Here is a 25,932-nt window from a genome sequence, read left to right as displayed (position 1 = left end):
GCTATTTGTTATTAGTAAAACGCAATTATAATTATGAGTGATAAAAAAGCTTTTTATATAAAGTTAAAAGGTCAGTTAGAAGACACCACAAAATTTCCTACTGATTATATGTACAAATTTATTGTGCCTACTGATGGTAATCAGTTAGAAGAAGTACAAACTATTTTTGATAATAAAGGAGCCGTAATCAAAACTAAAAAATCGAAAACGGGTAAATATATTAGTATAACAATCGTTTTAAAGTTAAAAGATGCTGATGAAGTGATTAGTTATTATAAAAAAGTTGAAAAAATTAAAGGAATCATATCATTATAAATTTATGAAAAAGTTAGTATTATTAGTGGTTTTATGTTTTTCTAGCGTAGTTTTTGCACAAAAGAAAGACAAAGAGTTATTAAGAATAGATGGAGAAGTTACAACAGTTTCTGATTTTAAAAGAGTTTACGAAAAAAATTTAGATGCTATTGATAATGAAGAAGCCAAAGATGTTGAGAAGAATTTAGAATTATTTATCAATTATAAATTAAAAGTTAAAGAAGCTTACAATATTAAGTTAGATACTTTACCATCTTATGTAAAAGAAATGGAAGGTTATAAAAATCAGCTTTCTGCACCTTATATGCAAGATACTTTGTTTATTAATAAGTTAGTAAAAGACGCCTATTTTAGAACAAAAAATGAGATAAAAGCAAAGCATATCTTAATAAGAACACCAAAAATAGCAACACCCAAAGATACTTTAGCAGCTTATAAAAAAATTACTGAGATTAGAAATCGTATTGTAAATGGCGAAGACTTTGAGGCGGTTGCAGAAGAAACTTCAGAAGATCCATCTGCAAGAAACGATGAAAAAAGAAAGCGAAAAGGAAATAAAGGTAATTTAGGTTATTTTTCTGCCTTTAAAATGGTCTATCCTTTTGAAGAAGCTGCATATACAACTAAAGTTGGTGAGGTTTCTAAGCCATTTAGAACTCGTTTTGGGTATCATATTTTAAAAGTAGATTCTTTAAGACCATCTAAAGGAGAATTAGAAGTTGCTCATATTTTATTAACCAAACAAACAAAAAATGCGAAAGTTTTAATCGATTCAATTTACAGTTTATTAGAAAAAGATGTACAATTTAAAGCTTTAGCAAGAAAATATTCTAATGATACTGGTTCTAAACCAAAAGGTGGTAAATTAAGAAAATTTGGCAGTGGAGCAATGGTAAAACCTTTTGAAGTTGCTGCTTTTAGTTTAGAAAAAGAAGGAGATTATTCGAAACCTTTTCAAACTCGTTTTGGTTGGCATATTGTTCAGTTGATAAAAAAACATCCTGTGCAATCTTTTAATGAATTAGAAAGAGAATTAAAAAACAAAGTAAAATCTGGAGATAGAGCTCAATTATCAGAAAAAGCAGTAATCAATAAACTAAAGAAAAAATATACAATTTCTGAGAATGAAGTTGCAAAAGAAATTTTTGCTAATGAAAAAATAAGAACCATTGCTAAAGATTCTTTGCAATCTGTTTTATTGTCAATCAATGAAAAGAAAATTAAACAAGAAGCATTTGTAAATTACATAAAAAATAGAAAGAATAAACCTGTTTTTGAATTGTTTAATGATTTTAAAGATCAAGAAATCTTAACCTATTATAAAGATAATTTAGAGAAAACAGAACCTGAATTTGCAAATACCTTGCAAGAATATAAAGATGGTTTGTTGTTGTTTGAGTTAATGCAAAGAAAAATTTGGGAAAAATCGTCTAAAGATACATTAGGTTTAAAAAATCATTATACTTCTAATATAGCTAAATATCAGAATAAAGAATTTAAAAAGGTAAAAGGAGAGGTGATGAACGATTACCAAAATTATTTAGAGAAAAATTGGATTGCAGATTTAAGAAATAAAAGTGCAATAGAAGTAAATAAAAAACAACTTAAAAAATTAATTAAATTTTATAATAAAAGTTAATGAATAAATATGCAGTTCTTTTCTTAATGTTGTGTGCGCTTACTTCTTGCGATTATTTAGAGGTACAAGAAAAAGAAAAAACAACTTCAGAAATTGTTGCAATTGTAAACACAGAAAAGCTTTTTAGAGAAGATTTAAAAAGTGTTTTACCTAATAATATTAGCGAACAAGATAGTATTGTTTTAGTAAGAGGTTATATTAATGATTGGGCAATTAAACAATTGTTATTAAAAAAAGCTGAAACCAATAGTTCTTTAGAAGATGTAGAAGAAATTAATTCGCTTGTAAAAGATTACAAAGAGAGTTTATTAATCAACAGTTATAAAGAAAGGTTAATTAAACAACAATTAGATACTATTATTGATGATAATGAAATTGAACTTTTTTACTCAGAAAATAAAGAGAATTTTAAGTTAAACGAAGAGCTTTTAAAGATTAAATATCTTCATTTCGATAACAATATCATTAATAAGAAAGAAATTACAACTCTCTTTAAATCTGATAGTATAGAAGATGTTGAAGCTTTAGAAAAACAACAATTAAGCTTTAAATTTTATCAATTTAACGATACAATTTGGACACAATTAGATAAGGTTTTGTTAAAACTGCCCTTTTCTAAAGAAAACCTGTTAAAAAAAACAAAATTTGTTCAAAAACAAGATTCATTAGGTTTATATTTGGTCGCTATAAAAGATGTTTTGGTAAGAAACGATATAGCACCATTAAGCTACATAAAACCTACCATAAAACAAATGATTTTACACAAACGTAAAATCGAATTAATTAGAGATATAGAAAAAATATTAGTAAAAGATGCAACAAAAAATAACAATTTCAAAGTATACTAAATTAACGCTTTTCGCTGCCTTTTTTGGGTTAATGAGCATCGCAAATTTTGCACAAGTAAAAATAGATGGTGTTGCAGTAGTAATTGGTAAAAACATTGTTCTAGATTCTGATATCGATAAATTTAAGCAAGAAATTGAAGTACGATCAGAAGGTAAAATTAAAATTTCAGATTGTGAAATGTTAGAAGAATTAATGCAACAGAAATTATTAGCACATCATGCTGTAATTGATAGTGTTACTGTTTCTGATGCAGAAATTACACAAAGAGTAGATAGAAGTGTACAGTATTTTACACAACAATATGGTTCTGTAGATAAAGTAATTAAAGCTTATGGTTTTAACGACTTAGATGATTTAAAAAAGGAATTATATACAGTTCAAAAAGAAAATGTTTTAATTGAAAAAGAGCAATTAAAAATTACAGAAAAGATTGATGTAACTCCAGAAGAGGTTCGAATTTTTTATAATGGTTTAAAAGAAAAAGGAGAATTGCCAGAATTTTCTGCAGAAATTGAGTTAGCACAAATTGTAATTAATGCAAAGCCAACTGATGAAGAACTTGAAAGAATTTTAAATAAGTTAAATGAGCTTAAAAAAGAAATAGAAGAGGGAGCTCCATTTAAAATGAAAGCGATTATAAATTCTGATGATCCTGGTGTTACAAATAACGGAGGTAGATATGAGGTAACTAAAGAATCTCAATTTATTAAAGAATTTAAGGAGATGGCTTTTAGTTTAGATGTAGGTCAAGTATCTAAACCTTTTAAATCTGACTATGGTTATCACTTAATGCAATTGCACGAAGTTAGAGGTAATATGAGAATTGCATCACACATTTTAATGCAGCCAGATGTTCCTAACTCTAAATTGGTAGAAACTAGAGAAAAAGCAGAACAGATTGTAGAAGATATTAAGTCTGGTAAAATTACTTTTGAAGAAGCTGTAAAAAAATATTCTGATGATAAAGAAACTAAAAATAATGCTGGTTTAATTATTAATCCTTATACAGGAGAAGCTACGTTCGATTTAACAGGTATGGACCCTGCCTTGTATGCTAGAGTTGCTGAGTTAAAAAAAGGAGAACTTTCTGATGTGTTTTTTGATCAAAACAGAAGTGGAGAAAAAATGTATAAGTTCATTATAATGAGAGATAGAACTAATACACATACTGCAGATTTAGTAAATGATTATGTTAAGGTGCAAGAATTAGCTTTAACAAAAAAGAAAGAAGAAACTATTGATAAGTGGGCAAAAGAAAAAATAATGGATACGTACATTAAAATGGCAGATACTCACAGAAAATGTACTTTTAATAAAAATTGGAAAAAAGAAACAGGTAAATAATGTCTGACGTTAAAGCTGTAGATGATTTAGTTTTAAAATACAAATCATTAAAATCTGAAATAAGTAAAGTAATTATTGGGCAACAAGAAGCTGTAGATTTTACTTTATTATCTATTTTTTGTGGAGGTCATTCTTTATTGATTGGTGTTCCTGGTTTGGCAAAAACTTTATTAGTAAATACAGTTTCAGATGTTTTAGGTTTAAAATTTAATCGAATTCAGTTTACACCAGATTTAATGCCTTCTGATATTTTAGGAAGCGAAATTTTAGATCAAAACAGACAGTTTAAATTCATAAAAGGACCAATCTTTTCTAATATTATTTTAGCTGATGAAATTAACAGAACTCCGCCAAAAACGCAAGCAGCTTTATTAGAAGCTATGCAAGAACGTTCTGTAACAGTTTCTGGTAATCATTATAAATTAGAATTACCATTTTTTGTTTTAGCAACACAAAATCCAATTGAGCAAGAAGGTACATATCCTTTACCAGAAGCACAATTAGACCGATTCATGTTTTCTATTAATTTAGAATATCCTACGTTTAAAGAAGAAGTAGAGGTTGTAAAAAGCACTACAAGTGCTATTGCTCAAAATGTTAACGGAATCCTTTCTGGGGATGAAATTATAGCCATTCAAAAATTAATTCGTAGAATACCAGTTACAGATAATGTAATAGAATATGCAGTGAGTTTGGTGGGTAAAACAAGACCAAAATCTAGTGCAGCAACAGAAATGATAAAAAGCTATTTAGATTGGGGAGCAGGGCCTAGAGCCTCGCAAAACTTAATTATCGCAGCAAAAGCACACGCAGCAATTAATGGAAAATATTCACCAGATATAGAAGATGTAAAAGCAGTTGCTATTCCTATTTTATCGCATAGAATTGTAAAGAATTATAAAGCAGAAGCAGAAGGAGTTACTATTTCTGATATTATTACCTCTTTGCTTTAGTCTTCTTTTTCTTCTTCAACAGAATTTTCAAAAAAGCTAAATACATTTCCTCCATATCGTTTATCATAACTATGGTTTTTATGTATTGTTAAATCTGTGTGTTTGGAGTGTTCTATAATTAAAACACCATCTTCTTTTAGTAAGTTTTTCTCAAAAACAAGATCAGCAATTTCTAAAAATTTATCTTGCTCAAAGTCGTAAGGAGGGTCGGCAAAAATAACATCAGATTGAATAGATGTTTTGTTTAAAAACTTATAAACATCACTTTTGTAGGTATTTATATCTAAATCAAATTCTTTTGCTGTATTGTAAATGTATCGAATGCAATTGTAATTTGCATCGATTGCATATATGTTTTTTGTGCCTCTAGATGCAAATTCGTAGCTAATGTTACCAGTACCAGAAAATAAATCAAGCACAGCAATGCTATCAAAATAATAAAGATTATTTATAATATTAAACAAACCTTCTTTTGCCATATCTGTTGTAGGACGAACAGGCAAGTTTTTAGGTGCTTTTAAACGTCTTCCTTTATGTTTTCCTGATATAATTCTCATTAGCCTAACAATATAAAATTAGAATGGTTTGGTGCTTCTAAATCATTAAAAATAGCATTTTCACTTTCTAAAAAGTAAATATTTTTGATATATGTATAGGCTATTTTATAAATATCTGATTCAGAATTAATTTCACCTGTAAAATACAAATTAAATTCTTCTGTATTTAATTGAATTTGTTCGGCTGTAAATAATACATAATAGATAAAATCTTCTTTTGAAGTATAAGTAAATGAATTTGATAAAATGAGTTTTTTATCCTTTAAAATAATAATATCAAAATTGTTTTTAGAAACGTTGATATACATTACATTTTCATTACTATTATTTATAGCAATAAGTTTATCTATTAATACCGTAATATGATGTTTGAATTCAAATTCGCCAAAGTTTTGAAACAGATAATTGTTGATGTTTACAAACGGAATGTAAACATTTTTTGCATCGATATTGCTAAGACCATCAAAAGTAATAAAATCGTTCTTTAGCGTTTTAATGTTATACTTTAAATAGGATTCTAAAGAACCTTCATCAAAATAGTCATTTGGTACAAGTGTAGATAAGTTATTTTGATGAATTGCTTCTATTTTAGCATATTCTTGCTGTAGATTTGTATCACTTTTAAAGATAGATTCTATCTTATTTAATAAATCTACTGGCGAATTTAACGTTTCATCAAACAAATATTCTGTAAAAAATAAATCTTGATTACTTTCTAAATCTGAAATACAAAAAGAAAATCCATCCAAACTAAATTGGATGGATAATTTTATATCCTTTATTTTCTGTAAAGATGTAAGGCTACTCTTTTTCTGCACCGTCTTTTCTATCGTAAGAAGGAGGCCAGTTACCACCTGTAGAAACTTCTTCTAAAGAACCTACAGAAACATACTCTCCTTTAATTTGAACTGATTCTATAGCCTCTAATTCTTGTTTAATTAAAGATTCGTTCATTCCTTTTAAAATTCCTGCTTTAGGAGTTCTTGCTCTAAAAGTAGGTACAACTAAACCTTGTACTTTTTCTACAGAACCAACTTCTAATTCAAACTCAGCACCTGCAACACCAGGAACTTTGAACATATCTTGATAATTTTTGTTTTTAAAATATTTTAAAACGGGTTCGTAACCTATTGTATCTGTTACTCTTACTTCTTCATCAACAATAATTCCACCACCTTTGTTAACTTTTTCTACTACAGTTTTTGTTTCTGTTAAAGCTAATTGAGCAGTATCAATAAATTTAATTAAACCTGTTTTATCTTTAGTATAAACACCATTAACTTCATAATATTTAACCTCAGCATCTCTAATAATTTTTAAGCTTTCAATTACTGGAGTGTACTTTTCAACTTTATCTTTAGCAAATTTGATAGGTTCCATAATCCCATCGTATATTTTTACTCCTAAAAAAACAGCTATAACCAACAGTAAAATTGAAGGAAGCCATCTTAACTTTAAAGGTAAATATTTAACTATAATAAAAGCGATAAGAACTGATACTATCACAGCTCCTATAATCATTAGTATTAAATTCATTTTTTATTTGTTTTTTAATAGTGTTATCGCAAATCTACAATTTTTTTTTAATGATAAAAATTTTCTTTGCAAAGAAATGTATCTTTACTGCTTTAATTTTTTTATGATAAAATTACCCGCTGAATTTTACAAAGAACTCCAAAAGAAGTTTCCTCATAATCCAACGCAAAAACAAGGTAAATTGTTGCAATTATTAAGCAATTTTATCTTTAATGATGATAAAGACGAACTGTTTTTATTAAAGGGTTATGCAGGTACAGGTAAAACGACAACTATAAGTACTTTTGTGAATTCTCTTTGGGCTTCTGGTAAAAAAGCAGTTTTGTTAGCGCCAACTGGTAGGGCTGCTAAAGTTATAGCTGTTTATTCTAAAAGACCAGCCTTTACAATTCATAAAAAAATCTATTTTCCTAAAAAGCAAAGTAATGGTTCTGTAGATTTTGTGTTGCAAACCAACAAACATAGAAATACAATTTTTATTGTTGATGAGGCTTCTATGATTCCAGACAGTCGTCAGAATCAAAAACTATTTGAATCTGGTTCTTTGTTAGATGATTTAATATCTTATGTATATAGTGGGCACAATTGTAAATTAGTTTTTATTGGTGATACTGCACAATTACCACCTGTTAAGTTAGATATAAGTCCGGCTTTAGAACAAGAAACATTACATTACGATTATCATAAAAACGTTGTTGAAATAGAATTGGATGAGGTAATGCGTCAGCACGAAAATTCAGGAATTTTGGCAAATGCAACACAATTAAGACTCTTGTTGCAAAATAATGGAGATAATTTTCAGTTTGATGTCGATTTTCCTGATATAAAAAGACTAGAAGATGGTTACGATATTGAGGATGCTTTAGTAACTGCATATGAATCAGATGGAGTAGAAGATACTGCTTTTATTGTGCGTTCTAATAAAAGAGCCAATCAATATAACCAACAAATACGAATGAAAATTCGTGGGCAAGAAAATGAAATTTCTGCTGGTGATTATGTAATGGTTGTAAAAAACAACTATTTCTGGTTAAATGAATCATCAAAAGCAGGTTTTATTGCCAATGGAGATATTTGCCAGGTTTTAAAAATATTCTCAATTAAAGAGTTATATGGTTTTAAATTTGCAGAAGTTGAGTTGAAAATGATAGATTACCCAGAAATGCAACCCTTCGAAACAGTTTTGTTACTAGATACCTTAACTAGTGAAAGCCCTTCTTTAACTTACGATGAATCTAATAAATTGTACCAAGCTGTAAGAGAAGATTATGCTGATGAAAAATCGAAATATAAGCAGTTTATGGCAATTAAAAAGAACAAATATTTTAATGCTTTGCAAGTTAAGTTTTCTTACGCTATGACTTGTCATAAATCTCAAGGAGGCCAATGGAGAACTGTTTTTATAGAACAACCCTATTTGCCAGATGGTGTTTCTAAAGAATATTTTAGATGGTTATATACAGCTATTACAAGAGCACAAGATAAATTGTACTTAATAGGCTTTAAAGATGAGTTTTTTATAGATTAATGTAGTAAGTAATTTACACTTATTGCACCGTATTTATGACCTGCTGTTCTTCTTAAATCTTTAGATTTGCTTGTATTGTAATTAAAAGCATAACCAAAATTAAAACGATTTGCCGTAAACTTAATCCCTAACTCTAAATTAAAAACAAGCGGAATGATTTCTTTGGTTACAATGCTGTTTTTATTTAAAAAGCTACCTTGAATTGTTGCATCGTAAAAAGCGAGTTGTAAAGCTGGTTTTATGTAAAAGAAAGATTCTACCTCTCTTTTAAATGTAGTGCTTTCATCATTTAAATTTGTGTTAAAAGCAATAGAATTTGCCATTTTTTGAAGTTCTGTAAAACCAAACCTAAAATTTAAACCAGTATTAATATTTGTAAAAACGGTTCCTAAATTAGCAGAGTTAACCCAAGAGATATCAAAAGTTTTCGATTTACTTTCGGTTAAAAGATTTGTGTATTCTGCTCCAAAATTTAATCCGAAGGCATTTTTTATTTGATATTGCCAACCTGTAGCTTCTTCAAAACCATAAATATCGTGAATAAAATCTTGCAGTTCTTTAGCATATGCATTGGGTCCAATAATACCAATTTGTACAGAAGTATTTAAAATTTTATTATTTTTATAAACCTTTCTTAAGCCTAAACCAGCATATAAATAACCTGCAAATGGTCTGTCGTGTAAATTAATAGTTTTAACTACAGGCCTGTATGCTGTGTACATTTTATGACCAATTTGCCACTCAAAAATCTTTTTTTCTAGGTTTTTATTTTTGTTTTCTGACAGATATCTGTAGGTTAAAAACATTCCGTTTGTGTAATATCGGTCTGAGTTCACAGAAACATACAAGTCATTATCACTCACAAAACTAATCTCTTTTGAGTATTTTTGCTGAGAAAAAAGAGATAGCGATATAAAAAAAAGAAATATAAATACTCGGTTTTTCATTGTGGACAAATATATATGAATCAATTTAAATTTATAAATTTTTAGGGCAATTATAAAAAAGGTTTTATTTTAGACCAATCAAATAAAAGATATGACTGCAAAGGGAACTCTAAGTGCTGAAGATTTTGAAAATTTAAAGAGTAGTGATGAATTATTATCCCTAATCAAAGAAAAAAATATTTCTTTCTCTAAGGTAAAAAATACACATACGTACAATAACGAATTACGTATGCTACAAATAGAATTGGTAAAATTACAACGTTACGTTTCTAAAAATAATAAAAGAGTAGCCATAATTTTTGAAGGTAGAGATGCAGCAGGTAAAGGTGGTAATATTCGTAGATTTATGGAGCATTTAAACCCACGTTCTAGTAGATTAGTGGCTTTGAATAAACCTACTGAAGTAGAAAAAGGACAATGGTATTTTCAAAGATATATTAAAGAATTACCAAATCCTGGAGAAATTGTTTTTTTTGATAGAAGTTGGTATAACAGAGCAGTTGTAGAACCTGTAATGGGTTTTTGTTCAGATGTGCAGTACAAAGAATTTTTACAGCAAGTACCAGAATTTGAGCATATGATGTATGAGGATGGTTTAATTATTATTAAATTTTGGCTGTCTATAACTAAAGAAGAACAAGCAAAACGTTTTGAGGGCAGAAAAGAAGATCCTTTAAAACGTTGGAAATTTAGCCCTGTAGATAGACAAGGGCAAATTCTTTGGGATAAATATACGTACTACAAAGAAGAAATGTTTACCAAAACCCACACTACTTACAGTCCGTGGATGATTGTAAAAACTAATGATAAAAAAGTAGCAAGATTAGAAGCCATAAGACACGTTTTATCTCAGTTCGATTACGAAGGTAAAACGGAAGCAGGTACTGTTTTAAATCCTGATCCTAATATTGTTATGCGTTATTATCGTTCTAATATTCATCAAATAGATTAAAATTTATGAGTACGAATTTAAGTGCATCAGATTTAAAAAAATTAAACTCTAAAAAAGGTTTATTGGCTCTTTTATCTAAAGAACCTTTAAATGTAGAAAGAGCTTTAAGATATATAAATTATCAGAAAAAATTAAAAAAGTTACAAACTGAGTTGATTCGATTGCAAACTTGGGTAATTAATAACGACGAAAGAATTATTGTTGTTTTTCAAGGAAGAGATGCAGCAGGTAAAGGTGGTGCAATAAGAAGAATTACAGAACGTATAAATCCGCGTTTTATGCGAATTGTAGCATTGCCAAAACCTACTGAAGACGAAAAATCGCAATGGTATTTTCAAAGATATGTAGAGCAATTGCCAAAAGCTGGTGAAATGGTTTTTTTTGATAGAAGCTGGTACAATAGAGCAGTAGTAGAACCTGTAAATGGTTTTTGTACACCAGAAGAATATGAGATTTTTATGAATCAAGTGAATGATTTTGAAAGAATGATTTTAGAATCTGGTATTCATTTGGTAAAAATTTATATGTCTATTTCTAAAAAAGAGCAGGCAAAGCGTTTTGCAGAAATAAAAAGTGATCCTTTAAAACAATGGAAAATGACAAAGCTAGATGAAAAGGCACAAGATTTATGGGACCAATACACAGGTTATAAAAATGCAATGTTCGAAAGAACAAATACCAAAATTTCTCCTTGGAAAATTATAAGAGCCAATAGAAAAACTGAAGCTAGAGTTAATGTGATAAATCATATCTTAAAAAGTATTCCTTATGATAAAACTTTAGAAATATAGTTTTTAGCTTTAGACTATTCCCCCATTTTTAAAAATATAGTATGCTAACAAAACTTTCTAATACCCTAATTATTCTGCTATTTGTTTCACAATTACTTGTTGGGCAAACTGCACCTTTGGCTGTTAATGACACAAACATAGCCCTAATAAATACAAACATAAATGTCTCTGCTCCTGGAGTTTTAGCAAATGATTCTGATGCTGATGGAGATACAATTACCGTTACAGAATTTTCTATAAACGGAGTAACAATTTTAGCGGATCAGACTGCGAATCTAACAGAAGGAACCATAAATATTGCAGAGAATGGTGCTTATAGTTTTACTCCTAGTTTAAATTTTACTGGGAACTTACCAGATATAAACTACATAATTTCAGATGGCACTTCTACTAGCTCAGCTACCTTAAACATATCTGTTAAGGTGGCTCCAGTTGCAAATAATGATAATTATATTGCTATAAATAACACAGCTTTAGTTACTACAACACCTGGTATTTTAAATAATGATACTGATTCAGATGGAGATGTTATTGTGGTTACTGAGTATTCTATAAACGGAATAACTTATAATGTAGGGCAAACTGCAACTTTTACAGAAGGAGCAATTTTAATATTATCAGATGGTAGTTTTACTTATACACCAACTTTAGATTTTACAGGTAATTTACCAACCATAAATTATACAATTTCAGATGGGAATTTTACAAGTACTGCAGATTTAAATATTTCCGTAGAAAATATCCCTGAAGCAATTGATGATGAAAATTCTACAGTTGTTGATATTTCTATAAGCGAATTAGCTCCAGGTCTTTTAAATAATGATATCGATTTAGATGGTGATGAACTTAAAATTATTGAATTTTCAGTAAACAGTTCAACTTATAATGCAGGGCAAACAGCCAACTTTTCAGAAGGTTCAATTATTATATCAGAAAATGGGAGTTATATGTACACACCAACTCAAAATTTTTCTGGGGATGTTTCCGAAATTAATTATACAATTTCAGATGGTGTTTTTGAAAGCTCTGCCAACTTAAATCTAACGGTCTATTTACCACCAGAACCACCGATAGCGAGTACAGATTATGATACTGTAGATATAAATACAACTTTAACTGTTGCAGCACCAGGTGTTTTAGCAAATGATACAGATATTAATGTACAAGATATTGTAACAGTTACTCAATTCTCAGTAAATGGAACTTTATATAATGCAGGTCAAACAGCAAATTTAGCAGAAGGTAAGTTATCAGTTGCAGTAGATGGTAGTTATATTTTTGAACCCACACCAAATTATACAGGTAATGTACCTACAATTACATATACAATTTCTGATGGTACTTTTACCACTACTTCTAATTTATTGATGACAGTAGAGCCTACTGAAGATTTATTAGAAATAAATGAACTTGGTAGCTGTAATCAAGGATTTAATGCAAATGGCGAATATAAAATTGTATATAGTTTAATACTTACAAATAGAAATAATGCTAGAGATTTACACGAACCAGCATTAATTAGAAATATCGATTTAATAGATGATTTACAAAGTGCTTTTGGTTCTGGTTGTATTGTAAATGTAGAAGCTGCATCAGTGAGTAATAATTTAGTAGAAAATATTGCAGAAGGTTCTTATTTTCCTATGGATTATGATATTTCAGCAATTAATAATTCATTTTTAAATGGTAGTTCAAGTTCCTTTTTTAATACTAATGCTATTAATAATTTAATTCTTTATCCAAGGCAATCAATTTTTGTTAGTTTTTGTGTTACTGTAAATCCTTTTTGTGATGGAAGGCCAGATCCAACTCCATCAGGTTCTGGTATTAATTTTACAAATACACTTACTGTAAATACAGACAAAGGCAATAACGCAACAAGTGATATCACTTTAAATGATTTTCATACCACAGAAGCGGTTGTTTCTGCAGGTTTATATGTGCCAGAATTTAATAATCAGTCTTTAGATCCTCCTGGTTTAGTAAACTTTGATGGAACTTACGACTACGTAAACACTGTTATTTTAACAAATGAAGGTACTGTAGATGCCCAAAATATTAATTTTAATATGGGCTTAGCCGATTTTAGAAATAGAGTTGTTTTTACAGAATTTCTAATCTCTCAAGTTTCAGGCCCAGATGTTACAGTTAACACCAATTATGATGGAAATAACGAAACAACTTTATTAACCCCAAATAACATCCTGCCGGCAGGAGAAACTGTAGTTTTAGAAATTTATTATAAAATAGGTCCAATAGATAATGGTAGTTATAGCTATTTTAATCAAACTAGTTTGTCGCAAACTCAAGGAATTGCTGATGGTTTTGACGCTTTATCAGATGCAAATAAAAGAGCTTTTACCTTTGTAAGTTGGTCAGATGGTTTAGGCGATCATTTAGACCGTTATTATTTTGCCAATTCAGCATCAGCAAGCATAACATCAGATTTATATTGTACGTGTACGGTTGCAGGTATGCGATTTATTTTTGATGCAAAATCAAAAACTAATAAAACAATTACCAATGTTGTAAAAGTACCAGATGGTGTTTTAGAACACGAAGAAATAACTTATCAAATCACTATTGAAAACACAAGTGATTCTGTTCAGTTAGACGAATTACAAATCACCGATAATTTAAATAGTACTTGTGGTGGTAATATACTTTCTGTTTCTACACCTACAATTTTTAATTCCTCAGCAACAGCAAATCCGAATTTAAATTTAAATTATAATGGTACATCAGATACAAATTTGTTTGATGGAACTTCTGGAGTTTTAAAAACAGGAGAAATAATTACAATCGAATTTACGGTTTTGTATAGCGAATCTTGTATTGGTTCTAACTCAGCTTCATTTACAGCTAATGATCCTTTAGATAGACAAATATTCTCATCTAATGCAACAAGTGTAAATGCTTCTACAGATACTGATAATGATGGTATTATAGATGATATTGATTTAGATGATGATAATGATACTATTACAGATGTTTTAGAATATGATGGTTTAAATCCTTTAGATGATGATGATGCCGATTTTATACCAAATTACAGAGATACCGATTTTGGTGCTGATAATAATGCAGATGGAATTGTTGATATTTTTGATTTTGATAATGATGGTGTGCCAAATCATTTTGATTTAGATAGTGATAATGATGGAATTTTAGACATTGTAGAAGCAGGTAATGCTTTAGATGATACCAGTAATAATGGACGAACGAACAACAATGTTGGGGCTAATGGATTAGATAATTCTAATGAAACTAATGATGGTTCAAACGCATCAAATAATTATAATATTCCAAATACTGATGGTACAACAAAACCAGATTTTTTAGATATTGATGCTGATGGAGATGGAATTGTAGATAACATAGAAGCGCAACTTACTAACAATTACGTAACTATAAATGGTGTTTTTTCTGATGCTGGTATAGATACAGCTTATCCAAATGGATTAACACCTATAGATTCTGAAAATGATAACATTCCAGATTACATAGATACAAACTCAGATAATGATATTAGAGATGATATTATAGAAGGTTGGGATACTAATAGTGATGGAACAGCAGAAACTGTAGCCACAAATTCTGATGCAGATAATGATGGTTTAGATGATGCTTTTGATAATAATGATGGTTTATTAAACCCAACAAATGGGCAAACGCCACAAAGTTTTCCAAATTTTGATAATGCAGATACTCCAGAAAGAGATTGGCGAGAAATTATTGCAATAGTTGTACTTATAGATGATGTTAGTTTATCAGAAGGAAATGAATTTGTTTTTACTTTAAGATTAGTAACAAAAAATGATAATTCAGTATTAATAGAAAGTGCATTTCCTATCACCATAAATTTTTCAACTGCAAATGGTACAAATATAACTGGGCAATATGATGCTGCAATTGCTCCTTTTGATTACTTTAGTGTTTTAAATACAGTATTTACAATTCCCCCATTAATGAATACAGAACAGTTTTCTACAACAACTCTAGAAGATAATATCTACGAGTTAACAGAGTTTTTTACCTTAAATGGTACAATTACATCCAACAACACAATCAATACAAATTTTAGCGGTATTGGAACAATTTTAGATAATGACGTTGCCCCAAACATAATAATGAATAATTCTTTAGAAGATGAAGGAGTTGCATTAGCGCATACTATTACAATTTCTCATCCTTGTTCAACACCAATAGAAATTGATGTAAATACTCAAGACGATTTTGCCATAAGTCCAGATGATTACGATTCATTTTCAGAAGTTTTGGTTATAGAAGGTACTATTGATGAAAGTAATGCAAATACAGAAGTATCATTTTCAATCTCATCTTTTTTAGATAATTTAAATGAGTTAGATCAAGAACCTTTAGATGTAGTTGGTGTTGTTCAAACTAACAATGTTGGTACACAAGATTTAACCAAAACTGCTACAATTGTAGATGTAGACCCAAATCCGCTAGTAGTTATCACTAACGAAGAAACTGTGGAAGGCAAAAGCTTAATTTTTACAATAAATCTTTTAAATGATTCTAATGAATTAATGCAAAATTATCTACCAATAAATTTAAATTTTATTACTGTTGATGGTACTACAACAGGTAATTTTGATTACGAATCAATTTCTGAACAAGTTACAATACCTGCATATTCATCAACAATAACGCAAGCAGTAAAAACGTTAAACGATAATTTAAACGAAGATACAGAAACAATGTATTTACAAGCAGATTTATTTAGTTTTAATGTGGCAAACATAACTGCTCCAAGAGGTACAGGTATTATAAAAGATAATGATTACCCTAATTTGTTTTCACCAAATGGTGATGGTATAAGTGATGTTTTCGAAATATCTGGAATAGAAGATTATCCAAACTTTAAATTAACGATTTACAATCGTCAAGGAAACGAAATTTACAATTACAGTAATAATGGAAATGTAAATCCTTTATGGTGGGATGGAACATATAATGGCAATCCTGCACCAACAGGTGTCTATTTTTATCAATTAGATTTTAATGATGGATCATCAAAACCTATTACTAAATTTATTCAATTAATAAGATAATGACTCAGGAAACTAAAGTTATCTTAAATATTAGTACTAAGTTTAAAATAAGCTTAGTACTTCTAGTTGCTTGCCTTTTAAGTATAAAAATGCAAAGCCAGCAAGTACCACATTACACGCAATATTTGTATAATATGCAAATAATTAACCCAGCATTTGTGGGGTATAGAGCAGAGTTAAGCGCATCAATTCTAACTCGTCAACAATGGGTTGGAGTAGAAGGTGCACCAAAAACAAATACATTTTCTTTAAATGCAAGAACAAGAAAAGGCTTAGGTTTTGGTTTAACAGTTGTAAACGATAAAATTGGTTTATCAGAAACAACAAATTTAAATTTAGATGCATCTTATACATTAATAACTTCTAGATATAGTAGAATTGCCTTGGGTTTAAAAGGAGGTTTTACCTTTTTTAATAATAATTTATTTGATGGTATAACTCCAGATAGCGATGTTTACGCATCTACTTCTGGTAATTTTTCGAATGTAGGTTTTGGGGCTTTATTTTACAATAGAAAGTTTTATATTGGTTTATCTGTGCCTTATTTATTAGAAACCCCGCAATTTTATATAGAAGATAATTATAATAAAGGTAGCTTGGCAACCAACCCAAATTATTTTTTATCTAGTGGAGTTTTGTTTAAACTATCAGAAAATGTAATGTTTAGACCATCAACAATGGTTAGATACACAAAAAACTTACCAGTATCTGTAGATATAAATACAAATTTCTTGTATAAAGATATGGTAGAAGGTGGTTTGTCTTATCGTCATAAAAGTTCTGTAAGTGCTTTATTCAGTGTAATTTTAAATAAGAAATTTAGAATTGGTTATGCTTACGATCATCGATTTTCTACATTGGGTGGTAATTTAAGTTCTCACGAAATTATGTTTCACATCGATCTTAATTTTAAAAGAAATACAAGATGGTTAATTCATAACCTTTGTTATTTTTAATCTTAAGAAAGTAATTTTTTAATTTGATCAAAAATTAAATAGATTTCACCAGCAATTTGGGTATTTGTTTGTAGATAAACTTCTTCTTGTTCAGTAGTTCCATCAGAGAATTTTGGGTCTAAAAAAGGCAATGCAAAACGATGTGTAGCATCAGAAATAAAAGGGCAATTTCTATCTACATCATTACAAGTTAAAATAGCCATATATGGTTCTTTATTTATAGGATTGCTGTATAGTTTTGAAAAACCTAAAATATGACTAAAAGAGCCTTCAAAAGAAATTTGATAAGTAGGGTTTTGATGAGAAAAATCTGATAACTGAAAAGAAAAACCAGCTTTTTGCAAAGTTTTTACTGTTTTTCTGTAAAAAGCGGTAACTTCTGTACCTCCAGAAAAGGCATTAATATTTAGGTTAAAATAATAGGCTGCAAAATAGCTCCAAACTTGCCCCATTTGACTTCTTCTAGAGTTGTGTGTGCAAATAAAATTTAAATTAACAACTTCATTATTTACATACTCTTTGGCTATAGTTTCTGCTATTTTTAACAGTATCTTTGTTCTATCTTCAGAAATTGAAAGTTTTTTATAAGAATTTTCAAAAAAGTTTTTAGTAGAGGTATTTGAAGTTTTCAGCATATTCCCATTATTTTCCAACAAAATTAGACTAAAATTGTATTTTTGTTAATTAATATAATGTTAAGAATGCGTTTAGAAATTGGAAATAAAGTAGCGGTTTTAGATGATGTTTTAAAAGGGATAATCACCAATATTGATGGTGAAAATATTACCATAAAAACAGATGATGAAATGGTTTTTATTTTCAAAAGTTATGAATTGGTTAAGATTGAAAAAGAGCAACACGAACTCACTAAATTCTCTGACATTAATAATCCATTTTTAAAACAAAAAATGGCCTCCCCAAAAAAGAAAAAAAGCGCTTTTGTTAAAGATAAAAACGAAGTGATTTTAGAAGTTGATTTGCACATTAATCAATTAATAAAATCTACAAGAGGTTTAGATAATTACGATATGCTAAACTTACAATTAGATACCGCAAAAAGAAAAATTGAATACGCAATTAATAAAAGAATTTCTAAAATTGTATTTATTCATGGAGTAGGAGAAGGCGTTTTAAAAACAGAACTTCATTATTTGCTGAATAAATATCCTGTAAAATATTACGATGCTTCTTATAAGAAATATGGTTTAGGCGCTACTGAAGTTTATGTATATCAGAATGCGAATTAGTTGTATTTTTGTACTATGAAAGCTATTTATTTAGACAATGCAGCCACCACAAAAATTGATGATGAGGTTTTAGAATTAATGCATAATTCTATGCAAGAATTTTTCGGGAATCCGTCTTCTACGCATCAATTTGGTAGAAAAGCAAAATCTGCTGTAGAAACAGCCAGAAAAAATATTGCCAAACATTTTAATGTAACTGCTAGCGAAATTGTGTTTACAGCTGGTGGTACAGAAGCCGATAATTTAATTTTAAAAAATGCTGTTTTAAATTTAGATGTTCAACAGATTATTACCGCTAAAACAGAACATCACGCAGTTTTACATACCTGCGAGTTTTTAGAAAAAACACAAAATATACAATTAGATTTTGTAAATGTTGACGAGTTTGGATGTGTAGATTTAATTCATTTAGAAGAATTATTATCAGATTCAGATCATAAAACACTAGTGAGTTTAATGCATATAAATAATGAAATTGGTAGGATTTTACCTGCAGATGAAATTTGTAGAATTTGTAAAAAATATGATGCTTTATTTCATTCAGATACTGTGCAAGCTATTGGCCATTATCATTTAGATTTACAAAAAACTCCAATCGATTTTATTGTGGCAAGTGCTCATAAATTTCACGGACCAAAAGGTGTTGGATTTGCTTATTTTAGAAAGGGATTTGGTATTTTACCAATGTTACATGGAGGAGATCAAGAAAGAGGAGCAAGGTCTAGTACAGAAAATGTGCACAGTATTTTAGGTATGGATAAAGCTTTAACAATTGCTTATAATAATTTAGAAAAAGATAAAAATTATATAGAAAGTTTAAAAGTTTATTTTATTTCTGAACTAAAAAATATTTCTGATGACATTCAATTTAATGGATGTTCTTCAGATTTAGGTCAAAGCAGTTATACGATTTTAAATGTACGTTTTCCTGTTAATAATGCTATGCTTTTGTTTAGTTTAGATATGGCAGGAATTGCAGTTTCTGGAGGTTCTGCTTGCCAAAGTGGAAGTAGTTTAGGTTCTCATGTGCTTGCTGAAATCTTGAACGAAAAAGATGCGGATAATACCTCTGTACGTTTTTCTTTTTCTAAATATACTACCAAAGAAGAAATTAATGAAACCGTAAAAAAAATAAAAGAGTTGCTTTAAAACAACTCTTTTATTCTAAAAATATTTATTCAATTATTAATTTTTTGTAGGCTTTTCCATCAGGGTTTTTAACTTCTAAAAAGTAAATACCTTTATTTAATTGTTGAATGTTAAAAGTTTCATTTGCACTAAAACTTCCAGAAAAATCCATCACTTTTTTACCATTCATATCATAAACACGAACACTGTTTGTATTGATGTTTAATTTAAATGAATTTCTTGCAGGATTTGGATATACCATAACTTCATCTTCTAAAAATAAATCTTCTGTTGATAATGCTGCTTGATGATTTCCGTAAACTTTAAACTCACCAGGAGCTAAAGAAATTACATCATTTACATTATTCACATTTATGGTTTGATCATCATTTAGTAAATCATACCAAACTCCGGTTTTTTGAAAAGCAGGAGCTATGTTTTGAGTGGTAACTCCGAAATTACCAATAATAGTAACATATTGAATTTCTTGAGCAGTATCATCAGTTAAATGAATTTTATTTAAACCATTAGAATTACCTACATCCATTGTAAAATCAGACGCTTCAAAAATATCAAACTTTAATTTTAACTGAATTAATTTAGACCAAGTATTGTAAACATCTTTTCTATCTTGATTATCAAAATAATTCCATAAAATAGGTTTATTACCAGTTCTTCCATTTTGATCGATAGAAATATCGTAACCTAATTCGCCAAATTGCCAAATCATTTTTGGTCCAGGAACTGTAAAATAAAATGCACCCGCCAATTCTTCTCTATCTAAAGCTGTACTTGTGTTTTTAACGCTGTAACTTCCACTAGAATTACCATATTGTAAGTTTTTGTACATTAACCTTTCTTCATCATGGCTTTCCATATAACTTACATTTGCTGGCACAGACCAACCTCTGTTTTTATAAGAAATCCAAGAAAAATCTGCATCGCTACCAAAGCCCATTGTTGCTTGATTGTATTGATGATTGTGGTTACCCCAAACCATAATTCCTTTGCCTTCATCTAATCTATAATTTACCCATTCAGTTTCTTCTGTATTTCCTCCTAAATGTTCAAAAATGATATAAAAATCAGGATCAATTTCCCATTGATAGTCTGCATATTCTTTTAAAACATCAACTCTGTCTTGTTGATATGCATTAGTACAAGCATCGCTACCAGTACAATTTTGAGTAAATCCTTTGGTTAAATCCCATCTAAAACCGTCAATTTTATATTCATCAATCCAATATTGAGAAACTCTTTTCACATAGTCTTTTACAGCTTGTTTAGAGTGATTGTAATCGTTAAAAACGCTGTAAGAATGTCTTGCAATTGGGTTAAAAAATGGGCTATCTGTACTTGCTTGGCCACCATAACCACCATTGTCTGTGTTCCACATTCTGTAATACGGATTTTGACCAGAAGCGTGATTAAAAGCAACATCAATAATTACTGCAATGCCTCTTCTGTGGCATTCATCAATAAACTGTTTAAAAGCAGTTGTGGTTCCATAATACTTGTCTAAAGCCATATGAAAAGATGGATTATATCCCCAAGATTCATTACCATCAAACTCCATAACAGGTAAAAATTCAATTGCATTGATACCTAAATCTTGTAAATAATCTAATCTAGCTTTTACAGCATCATAACTATGTAAAGCATCAAAATCTCTAATTAAAAGTTCGTAAATAACTAAATCTGTTTTTGCAGGTTTCGTAAAATTTTTGTTTTGCCAAACGTAATCAGCATCACCAGTTCTTAATAAAGTAACTGCGTGATTTGTTTCTCCTGATGGATAACTTGGCAAATTTGGATACGTAACATCATCTATATATTGATCATTAGATTCTGTTAAAACCACAGTAGAGTATGGGTCTGCAACTCTTAAATCGGCATTAATAATATATTGATAAGAATAATCTGTTTGTGGTGTTAAGCCTGTAAGTTCTATCCAAAAACGGTCTGAACTACTATCTTTTTTTAGTAGATATGCGTCATTGATTTCCCAATTGTTAAAACTACCAATTACGTGAACAAAGTCTTTATCTGGAGCGTAAAATACTAAAGTTGCTTTTGTATTGTCTGTAGAATTTAAGTTAATTCCGTCTTTCATTCCAGTAGGCACATCAGCTTCTGTAAGCGTTGGTTTTACAATAGCTTGAAAAGTAGAGCTTTTTGTTTCTCCGTTATTTGTAGCTTCTAAAACAAAAGTTGTGTTTTGGGTAACAGTTGGAGAAAAACTATAAGAAGTTAGATTTGTTTTTTGATCTATAGATACACCATTTGCTTTTAAATTGAAGTTTGCAGGTAAAGATGCAGTTGCATTTATAGCTAAGGTTTCACCAGAATTTAAAATGGAAGTTGTTGTTGATGGAGAATTAAGTGTTAATTGAAAAGAACCTACGTTAAAAATAAAATCGGAACAACCATTGTCTTTTAATTCTTGATTACCAGCAGCGTTTCTAAAAACCATACCCATATTGGTGATTGATGCAGCCTCAGAATCTGTTAAACCATAATACGATTTAGGTATAAAAGTAATTTCCCAACGATTGTTGGTCGTATTGTAAGTCATTTGCCCAACACCATCATCTTGCCCCCAATTACCAATAACACTTGTGCTCCAAGCATCGTTTGTTTTACCAACCCCAGAATGTAAATATACTTTTGTAGGATTATTTAATCCATTACAATCTGTAGCTGCACTATTAGCATCTAAACTAATTGTAATAGAAGCATTGATATCAAAAGGGTTTGGTGTAATGGTAATTTGACTAAATCCTAAAGAACTGATTAATAAAAATAGAATCGTAATTTTTTTCATATTGTATCGATTTTAAAAAACAAAGGCTACCTATGGTAGCCTTTGTTAAGTTAAAAAAAAACTTAATTTATTGTGTAAGTAGGGTTGTCTGGATCTGTAAAATCTAAAACAAAAGAGTAAGTTCCAGCTACTGAAACGATATTATCACCTCCGTTATCTAGAGTTCCATCTGCACCAGTATCACCATAGTTTAAAGCCCAAGCCTCATTTGCTCTAAATTTGTATTCTCCGTCTAAAAGAGTAACATTATTTAGAACCCAAATATCATCATTTGGTTGCGACCAATCTCTTGTAAAAATTGCATCAGGAGTGGTACCCCAATCATTGTAAGCAGAACCCACAAGACCCCAGATATTTTCAATTGGATCTAATGAATAAGATAAATCATTTAAATTTACAGTTACAATATATCTGCCTGCGGTTGTAGCAATATTGCCTCCAGAAGTGTCTAGAAATCCAGCAGAACCGGCACCATAAGCAGTTGTCCATTCATTATTCAGTCTAAATTTCATTTCACCATCTTCTAATTTTACGATTCCTCTAAATTGATCAGAATAAGGATCATAAGTTAATGCATAATCTGGAGTTGCTCCCCATTCGTTATATGCAGAACCTACAATACCAATTGTAAATTCTTCGATAGTATAAGTAAGGTCGTTTAAATTGAAAAGAATTTTATAAGAACCAGGATTTACTTTAATGTTATCTCCACCTGCTTCTAAAGTTCCATCTACACCAGTATCACCATAATTGTTTGCCCAATCATTGTTTTCTCTGAATTTAATTTCTCCATCAATTAAAGTAACATACGCTACTAAAACACCAGACTCACTTGTGGTAAAGAATGGTAAATCTGGAGTTGCTCCCCAATCATTTGCAGCAGAACCAACAACACCCCAAGTAGTAGATAAATCTAAAATACTAGAATATGGAGTTACATTAATTGTTTTAGCATCAGAATTTATTAATAATTGACCACCAACAAAACCTTGTAATTTAATTGATAAATCTGAAGCCATATCCGCTTCTGCTCCTAAACCTAAAGCAATAGAGTTTAACTCTAATGTGCTAAAAGACTTTTCTAAATCGTCTCCTACATCTATAGTTGCTGCGTTACTAAAATCTCCTGTAGCTAAATCTACAAGAACTTTATAAGTTGGTGCAGCATTAAAACCGTAATCTGGTTCAGCCCAATTTGTATTTAAAGCAATAATATCTTGATTTGCTTCTAAAAGTACAATAGGTGTAGTTTCTACAACAATAAGTTCTGTTGTTGCTTCTACGTTTTCATTTAATATTACTCGATCGCTAATATCTTCGCAACTGGTAAAACCAATTGATACAATAATTAGAGCGAATAATGAATTTAATATTTTTTTCATGTCTTTATTTATTAGTATCCTTGATTTTGAGTTAAATTAGGATTAGTTGTTATAATATTATTTGGTAAAGGGAAAATATTTCTATAATCTTCTACACTTGTACCATCTTTAGAATCTCCTTTAAAAGGCCATAGGTAAGCGTCTGTTGTAAAATAGTTATATCTTATTAAATCTGTTCTTCTTTGACCTTCCCAGTATAACTCACGAGATCTTTCGTTTAAAACAAAATCTAAAGTTAAATCTCCACTTGTTATATTACCACTAGAGTTTCCAAAAGCTCTTTCTCTAAGTTCATTAATTTTAGTAACAGCTAAACCTAAATCTCCACCACCACCTCTAAGAGCAGCTTCTGCGTAGTTTAAGTAAATTTCTGCTAATCTAATTAATGGTAAATCAGTATCTACAAAATCACCAGCAGCATCAGAACCTTGGTTACCATTAGAATCTAAGTTTTTAAACTTTGTTACAGCATAACCGTCTTCAAAAGTAGGAATCTCCTCAATTTCTAATGATTGTCCGTCTTTATAAAACATTCCTCTGCTATCACCTACAAATGGTGCTATAGCATATGTTAAGCTATTTAAATCTAAAGTGATGTAATAAGTACCAGCAACTGTAACAGGAATGTTAGCACCACCAGCTTCTAAAGTACCATCAACAGTATCATCTCCATAATTAACTGTCCAAGCACCATCTCTTCTAAATTTTAATTCACCTGGAGTTAAATTTGCATAAATTGCATAAGTATCTGTACCTGTTTCATACATTTTTGTATCAGGATCATTCCATCCATTTGGTGTTGCATCACCAATAATCCCCCAATTAGATACTGGACCTAAATTTGGATTAAGAGTGGTAACATCTACATCAAATTTATTAACTAAACTTTTTGTAGTTCTTAAGCCTCCCCAGCCACCATTTACACCAAATTCTGTAGCATTCATACTACCACCAATTGCAGCGTGAACTAAAAACGTAGAACCTCCATAAGTTTGAGATCTTAATCCATCGAAATTTAAAGTAAAAATGAATTCGTTTTGAGCTCCGTTCGTATTATTATCAGCTAAAAACAACTCATCATAAGCAGTACCATTTCCATTAGCATCATTTGTGTTAATGGTGTAACTAGATGACATTACATTGTTAGAAAATGTTACAGCTTCTGCATATCTTGGAGTTCCTGTAAAAACTTCAGCATTTAAGTATAATTTAGATAATAAAGCCCAAGCCGCAACTTGATCTACTCTACCATATTCATTAGAACCACTTGGTTTTAAATCATCTGCAATTTCTAATAATTCAGATTCTATAAAATTAAATAACTCAGTTCTTGTAGCTTGCTCTGGTAATTCTGTTGTTACTTGAGTAACTAAAGGAACACTCCCATATAAATCCATAAGATTATAGTAAGCGAAAGCTCTTAAAAAACGAGCTTCTGCAATATAAGCCGCAACTTCTGTGTCTGTTAAAATAGCAGCATTGTCTATAAATGAGTTACAAAAAGAAACTTCTTGAGCTAATCTATAATACATTGCTTCTGTAAAATCGTTACTACCAGACCAATATTGTCCATGTAAATCTGGCAAACCAGCATCTCCCCAACCAACAACTGCATGATCTGTAGTTAATTCGTTTAGGTTAAATAACATTCTTGAATATTGAGAAAAACCTTCGTCAATATCAGCAATATCTGCTTGTCCTGCAGGGCCTTGTTGCCCTGTTAATGCTAAACTAGCGTATAATTTAGCTAATGCGCCTTGTGCATCTGTTGCGTTAGAAAACACATCTTCTTCTGTAAAACTATCTGGATCAATAGGAGATTGATTTAAGTCTTCATGACATGATATTACTCCTAAGGAGAATAACATGATTACAATTAAATATTTAAATTTTTGTTGCATTATTT

20 protein-coding genes are annotated in these 25,932 nt (G+C 29.8%); 12 read left to right on the top strand and 8 right to left on the bottom strand.

Annotated features, from left to right (window positions below; all coding sequences use genetic code 11):
* The first annotated feature begins 33 nt into the window (after positions 1-33).
* The 5 genes from BW723_RS16440 to BW723_RS16420 are packed head-to-tail and all read left to right on the top strand — an operon-like array spanning position 34 to position 5,100.
* Complete coding sequence (locus tag BW723_RS16440) at positions 34-315, top strand: DUF493 family protein (protein WP_068364081.1); 282 nt, start codon at positions 34-36, stop codon at positions 313-315.
* Positions 316-319: 4 nt separating this feature from the next.
* Complete coding sequence (locus BW723_RS16435) at positions 320-1,954, top strand: peptidylprolyl isomerase (protein ID WP_068364084.1); 1,635 nt, start codon at positions 320-322, stop codon at positions 1,952-1,954.
* Positions 1,954-2,802, top strand: coding sequence for a hypothetical protein (locus tag BW723_RS16430; RefSeq protein WP_083139895.1), 849 nt, complete (start codon positions 1,954-1,956; stop codon positions 2,800-2,802). Before BW723_RS16435 ends, BW723_RS16430 begins: the two co-directional genes overlap by 1 nt.
* Before the next feature lie 31 nt (positions 2,803-2,833).
* Entirely contained in the window at positions 2,834-4,147 is a 1,314-nt protein-coding gene (locus tag BW723_RS16425; RefSeq protein ID WP_227819765.1) for a peptidylprolyl isomerase, read from the top strand.
* Positions 4,147-5,100, top strand: a complete 954-nt coding sequence (locus BW723_RS16420; RefSeq protein WP_068364093.1) for an AAA family ATPase — start codon at positions 4,147-4,149, stop codon at positions 5,098-5,100. Before BW723_RS16425 ends, BW723_RS16420 begins: the two co-directional genes overlap by 1 nt.
* Here the strand turns inward: BW723_RS16420 and BW723_RS16415 are convergent.
* The 3 genes from BW723_RS16415 to BW723_RS16405 are packed head-to-tail and all read right to left on the bottom strand — an operon-like array spanning position 5,097 to position 7,193.
* Positions 5,097-5,657 (bottom strand): RsmD family RNA methyltransferase, encoded by a 561-nt coding sequence (locus BW723_RS16415; protein ID WP_068364095.1) that lies wholly within the window; start codon positions 5,655-5,657, stop codon positions 5,097-5,099. The genes BW723_RS16420 and BW723_RS16415 overlap by 4 nt on opposite strands.
* Complete coding sequence (locus BW723_RS16410; RefSeq protein ID WP_068364098.1) at positions 5,657-6,475, bottom strand: DUF3822 family protein; 819 nt, start codon at positions 6,473-6,475, stop codon at positions 5,657-5,659. The genes BW723_RS16415 and BW723_RS16410 overlap by 1 nt, the downstream gene beginning before the upstream one ends.
* On the bottom strand, positions 6,459-7,193 hold the full coding sequence (locus tag BW723_RS16405) for a hypothetical protein (RefSeq protein ID WP_068364104.1): 735 nt from the start codon (positions 7,191-7,193) through the stop codon (positions 6,459-6,461). The genes BW723_RS16410 and BW723_RS16405 overlap by 17 nt, the downstream gene beginning before the upstream one ends.
* Positions 7,194-7,296: 103 nt before the next feature.
* Between BW723_RS16405 and BW723_RS16400 the strand changes: the two genes are divergently transcribed.
* Complete coding sequence (locus BW723_RS16400; protein WP_068364107.1) at positions 7,297-8,721, top strand: ATP-dependent DNA helicase; 1,425 nt, start codon at positions 7,297-7,299, stop codon at positions 8,719-8,721.
* Here BW723_RS16400 and BW723_RS16395 read toward each other — a convergent pair.
* Positions 8,718-9,668, bottom strand: coding sequence for a lipid A deacylase LpxR family protein (locus tag BW723_RS16395; protein ID WP_068364110.1), 951 nt, complete (start codon positions 9,666-9,668; stop codon positions 8,718-8,720). The genes BW723_RS16400 and BW723_RS16395 overlap by 4 nt on opposite strands.
* Before the next feature lie 91 nt (positions 9,669-9,759).
* Here BW723_RS16395 and ppk2 (BW723_RS16390) point away from each other — a divergent pair, with 91 nt between their 5' ends.
* The 4 genes from ppk2 (BW723_RS16390) to BW723_RS16375 are packed head-to-tail and all read left to right on the top strand — an operon-like array spanning position 9,760 to position 17,445.
* Complete coding sequence (ppk2, locus tag BW723_RS16390; protein ID WP_068364113.1) at positions 9,760-10,620, top strand: polyphosphate kinase 2; 861 nt, start codon at positions 9,760-9,762, stop codon at positions 10,618-10,620.
* Positions 10,621-10,625: 5 nt separating this feature from the next.
* A complete protein-coding gene (ppk2, locus tag BW723_RS16385; protein WP_068364116.1) occupies positions 10,626-11,411 on the top strand; it encodes a polyphosphate kinase 2 in 786 nt (261 codons plus the stop codon).
* A 41-nt stretch (positions 11,412-11,452) separates the two neighbouring features.
* Positions 11,453-16,489, top strand: a complete 5,037-nt coding sequence (locus tag BW723_RS16380) for a cadherin-like domain-containing protein (protein WP_068364119.1) — start codon at positions 11,453-11,455, stop codon at positions 16,487-16,489.
* On the top strand, positions 16,489-17,445 hold the full coding sequence (locus BW723_RS16375; protein ID WP_068364123.1) for a PorP/SprF family type IX secretion system membrane protein: 957 nt from the start codon (positions 16,489-16,491) through the stop codon (positions 17,443-17,445). The genes BW723_RS16380 and BW723_RS16375 overlap by 1 nt, the downstream gene beginning before the upstream one ends.
* A gap of 2 nt (positions 17,446-17,447) precedes the next feature.
* On the opposite strand, the gene BW723_RS16370 is transcribed toward BW723_RS16375, so the two are convergent.
* Positions 17,448-18,080, bottom strand: a complete 633-nt coding sequence (locus BW723_RS16370) for a low molecular weight phosphatase family protein (protein WP_068364124.1) — start codon at positions 18,078-18,080, stop codon at positions 17,448-17,450.
* 66 nt (positions 18,081-18,146) lie between these two features.
* Between BW723_RS16370 and BW723_RS16365 the strand changes: the two genes are divergently transcribed.
* Together BW723_RS16365 and BW723_RS16360 are read left to right on the top strand one after the other, a co-directional pair.
* Positions 18,147-18,692 carry a Smr/MutS family protein gene (locus tag BW723_RS16365; RefSeq protein ID WP_175335429.1) on the top strand — a complete coding sequence of 182 codons (546 nt, stop codon included), beginning with the start codon at positions 18,147-18,149 and terminating at the stop codon, positions 18,690-18,692.
* A 15-nt stretch (positions 18,693-18,707) separates the two neighbouring features.
* Complete coding sequence (locus BW723_RS16360) at positions 18,708-19,841, top strand: cysteine desulfurase family protein (protein WP_068364128.1); 1,134 nt, start codon at positions 18,708-18,710, stop codon at positions 19,839-19,841.
* Positions 19,842-19,866: 25 nt separating this feature from the next.
* On the opposite strand, the gene BW723_RS16355 is transcribed toward BW723_RS16360, so the two are convergent.
* The 3 genes from BW723_RS16355 to BW723_RS16345 form a co-directional block, all read right to left on the bottom strand.
* Positions 19,867-22,644 carry an alpha-amylase family glycosyl hydrolase gene (locus BW723_RS16355; protein WP_068364130.1) on the bottom strand — a complete coding sequence of 926 codons (2,778 nt, stop codon included), beginning with the start codon at positions 22,642-22,644 and terminating at the stop codon, positions 19,867-19,869.
* Between the two features lie 62 nt (positions 22,645-22,706).
* Positions 22,707-24,026, bottom strand: a complete 1,320-nt coding sequence (locus tag BW723_RS16350) for a SusF/SusE family carbohydrate-binding protein (protein ID WP_068364133.1) — start codon at positions 24,024-24,026, stop codon at positions 22,707-22,709.
* An 11-nt stretch (positions 24,027-24,037) separates the two neighbouring features.
* Positions 24,038-25,927 (bottom strand): RagB/SusD family nutrient uptake outer membrane protein, encoded by a 1,890-nt coding sequence (locus BW723_RS16345; protein ID WP_068364140.1) that lies wholly within the window; start codon positions 25,925-25,927, stop codon positions 24,038-24,040.
* Between the last annotated feature and the right edge of the window lie 5 nt (positions 25,928-25,932).

Source organism: Polaribacter reichenbachii, from assembly GCF_001975665.1.
Taxonomy (GTDB): domain Bacteria; phylum Bacteroidota; class Bacteroidia; order Flavobacteriales; family Flavobacteriaceae; genus Polaribacter; species Polaribacter reichenbachii.
The sequence above is the reverse complement of the archived record's forward strand: the minus strand, read 5'-3'. Positions and strand labels throughout refer to the sequence as shown.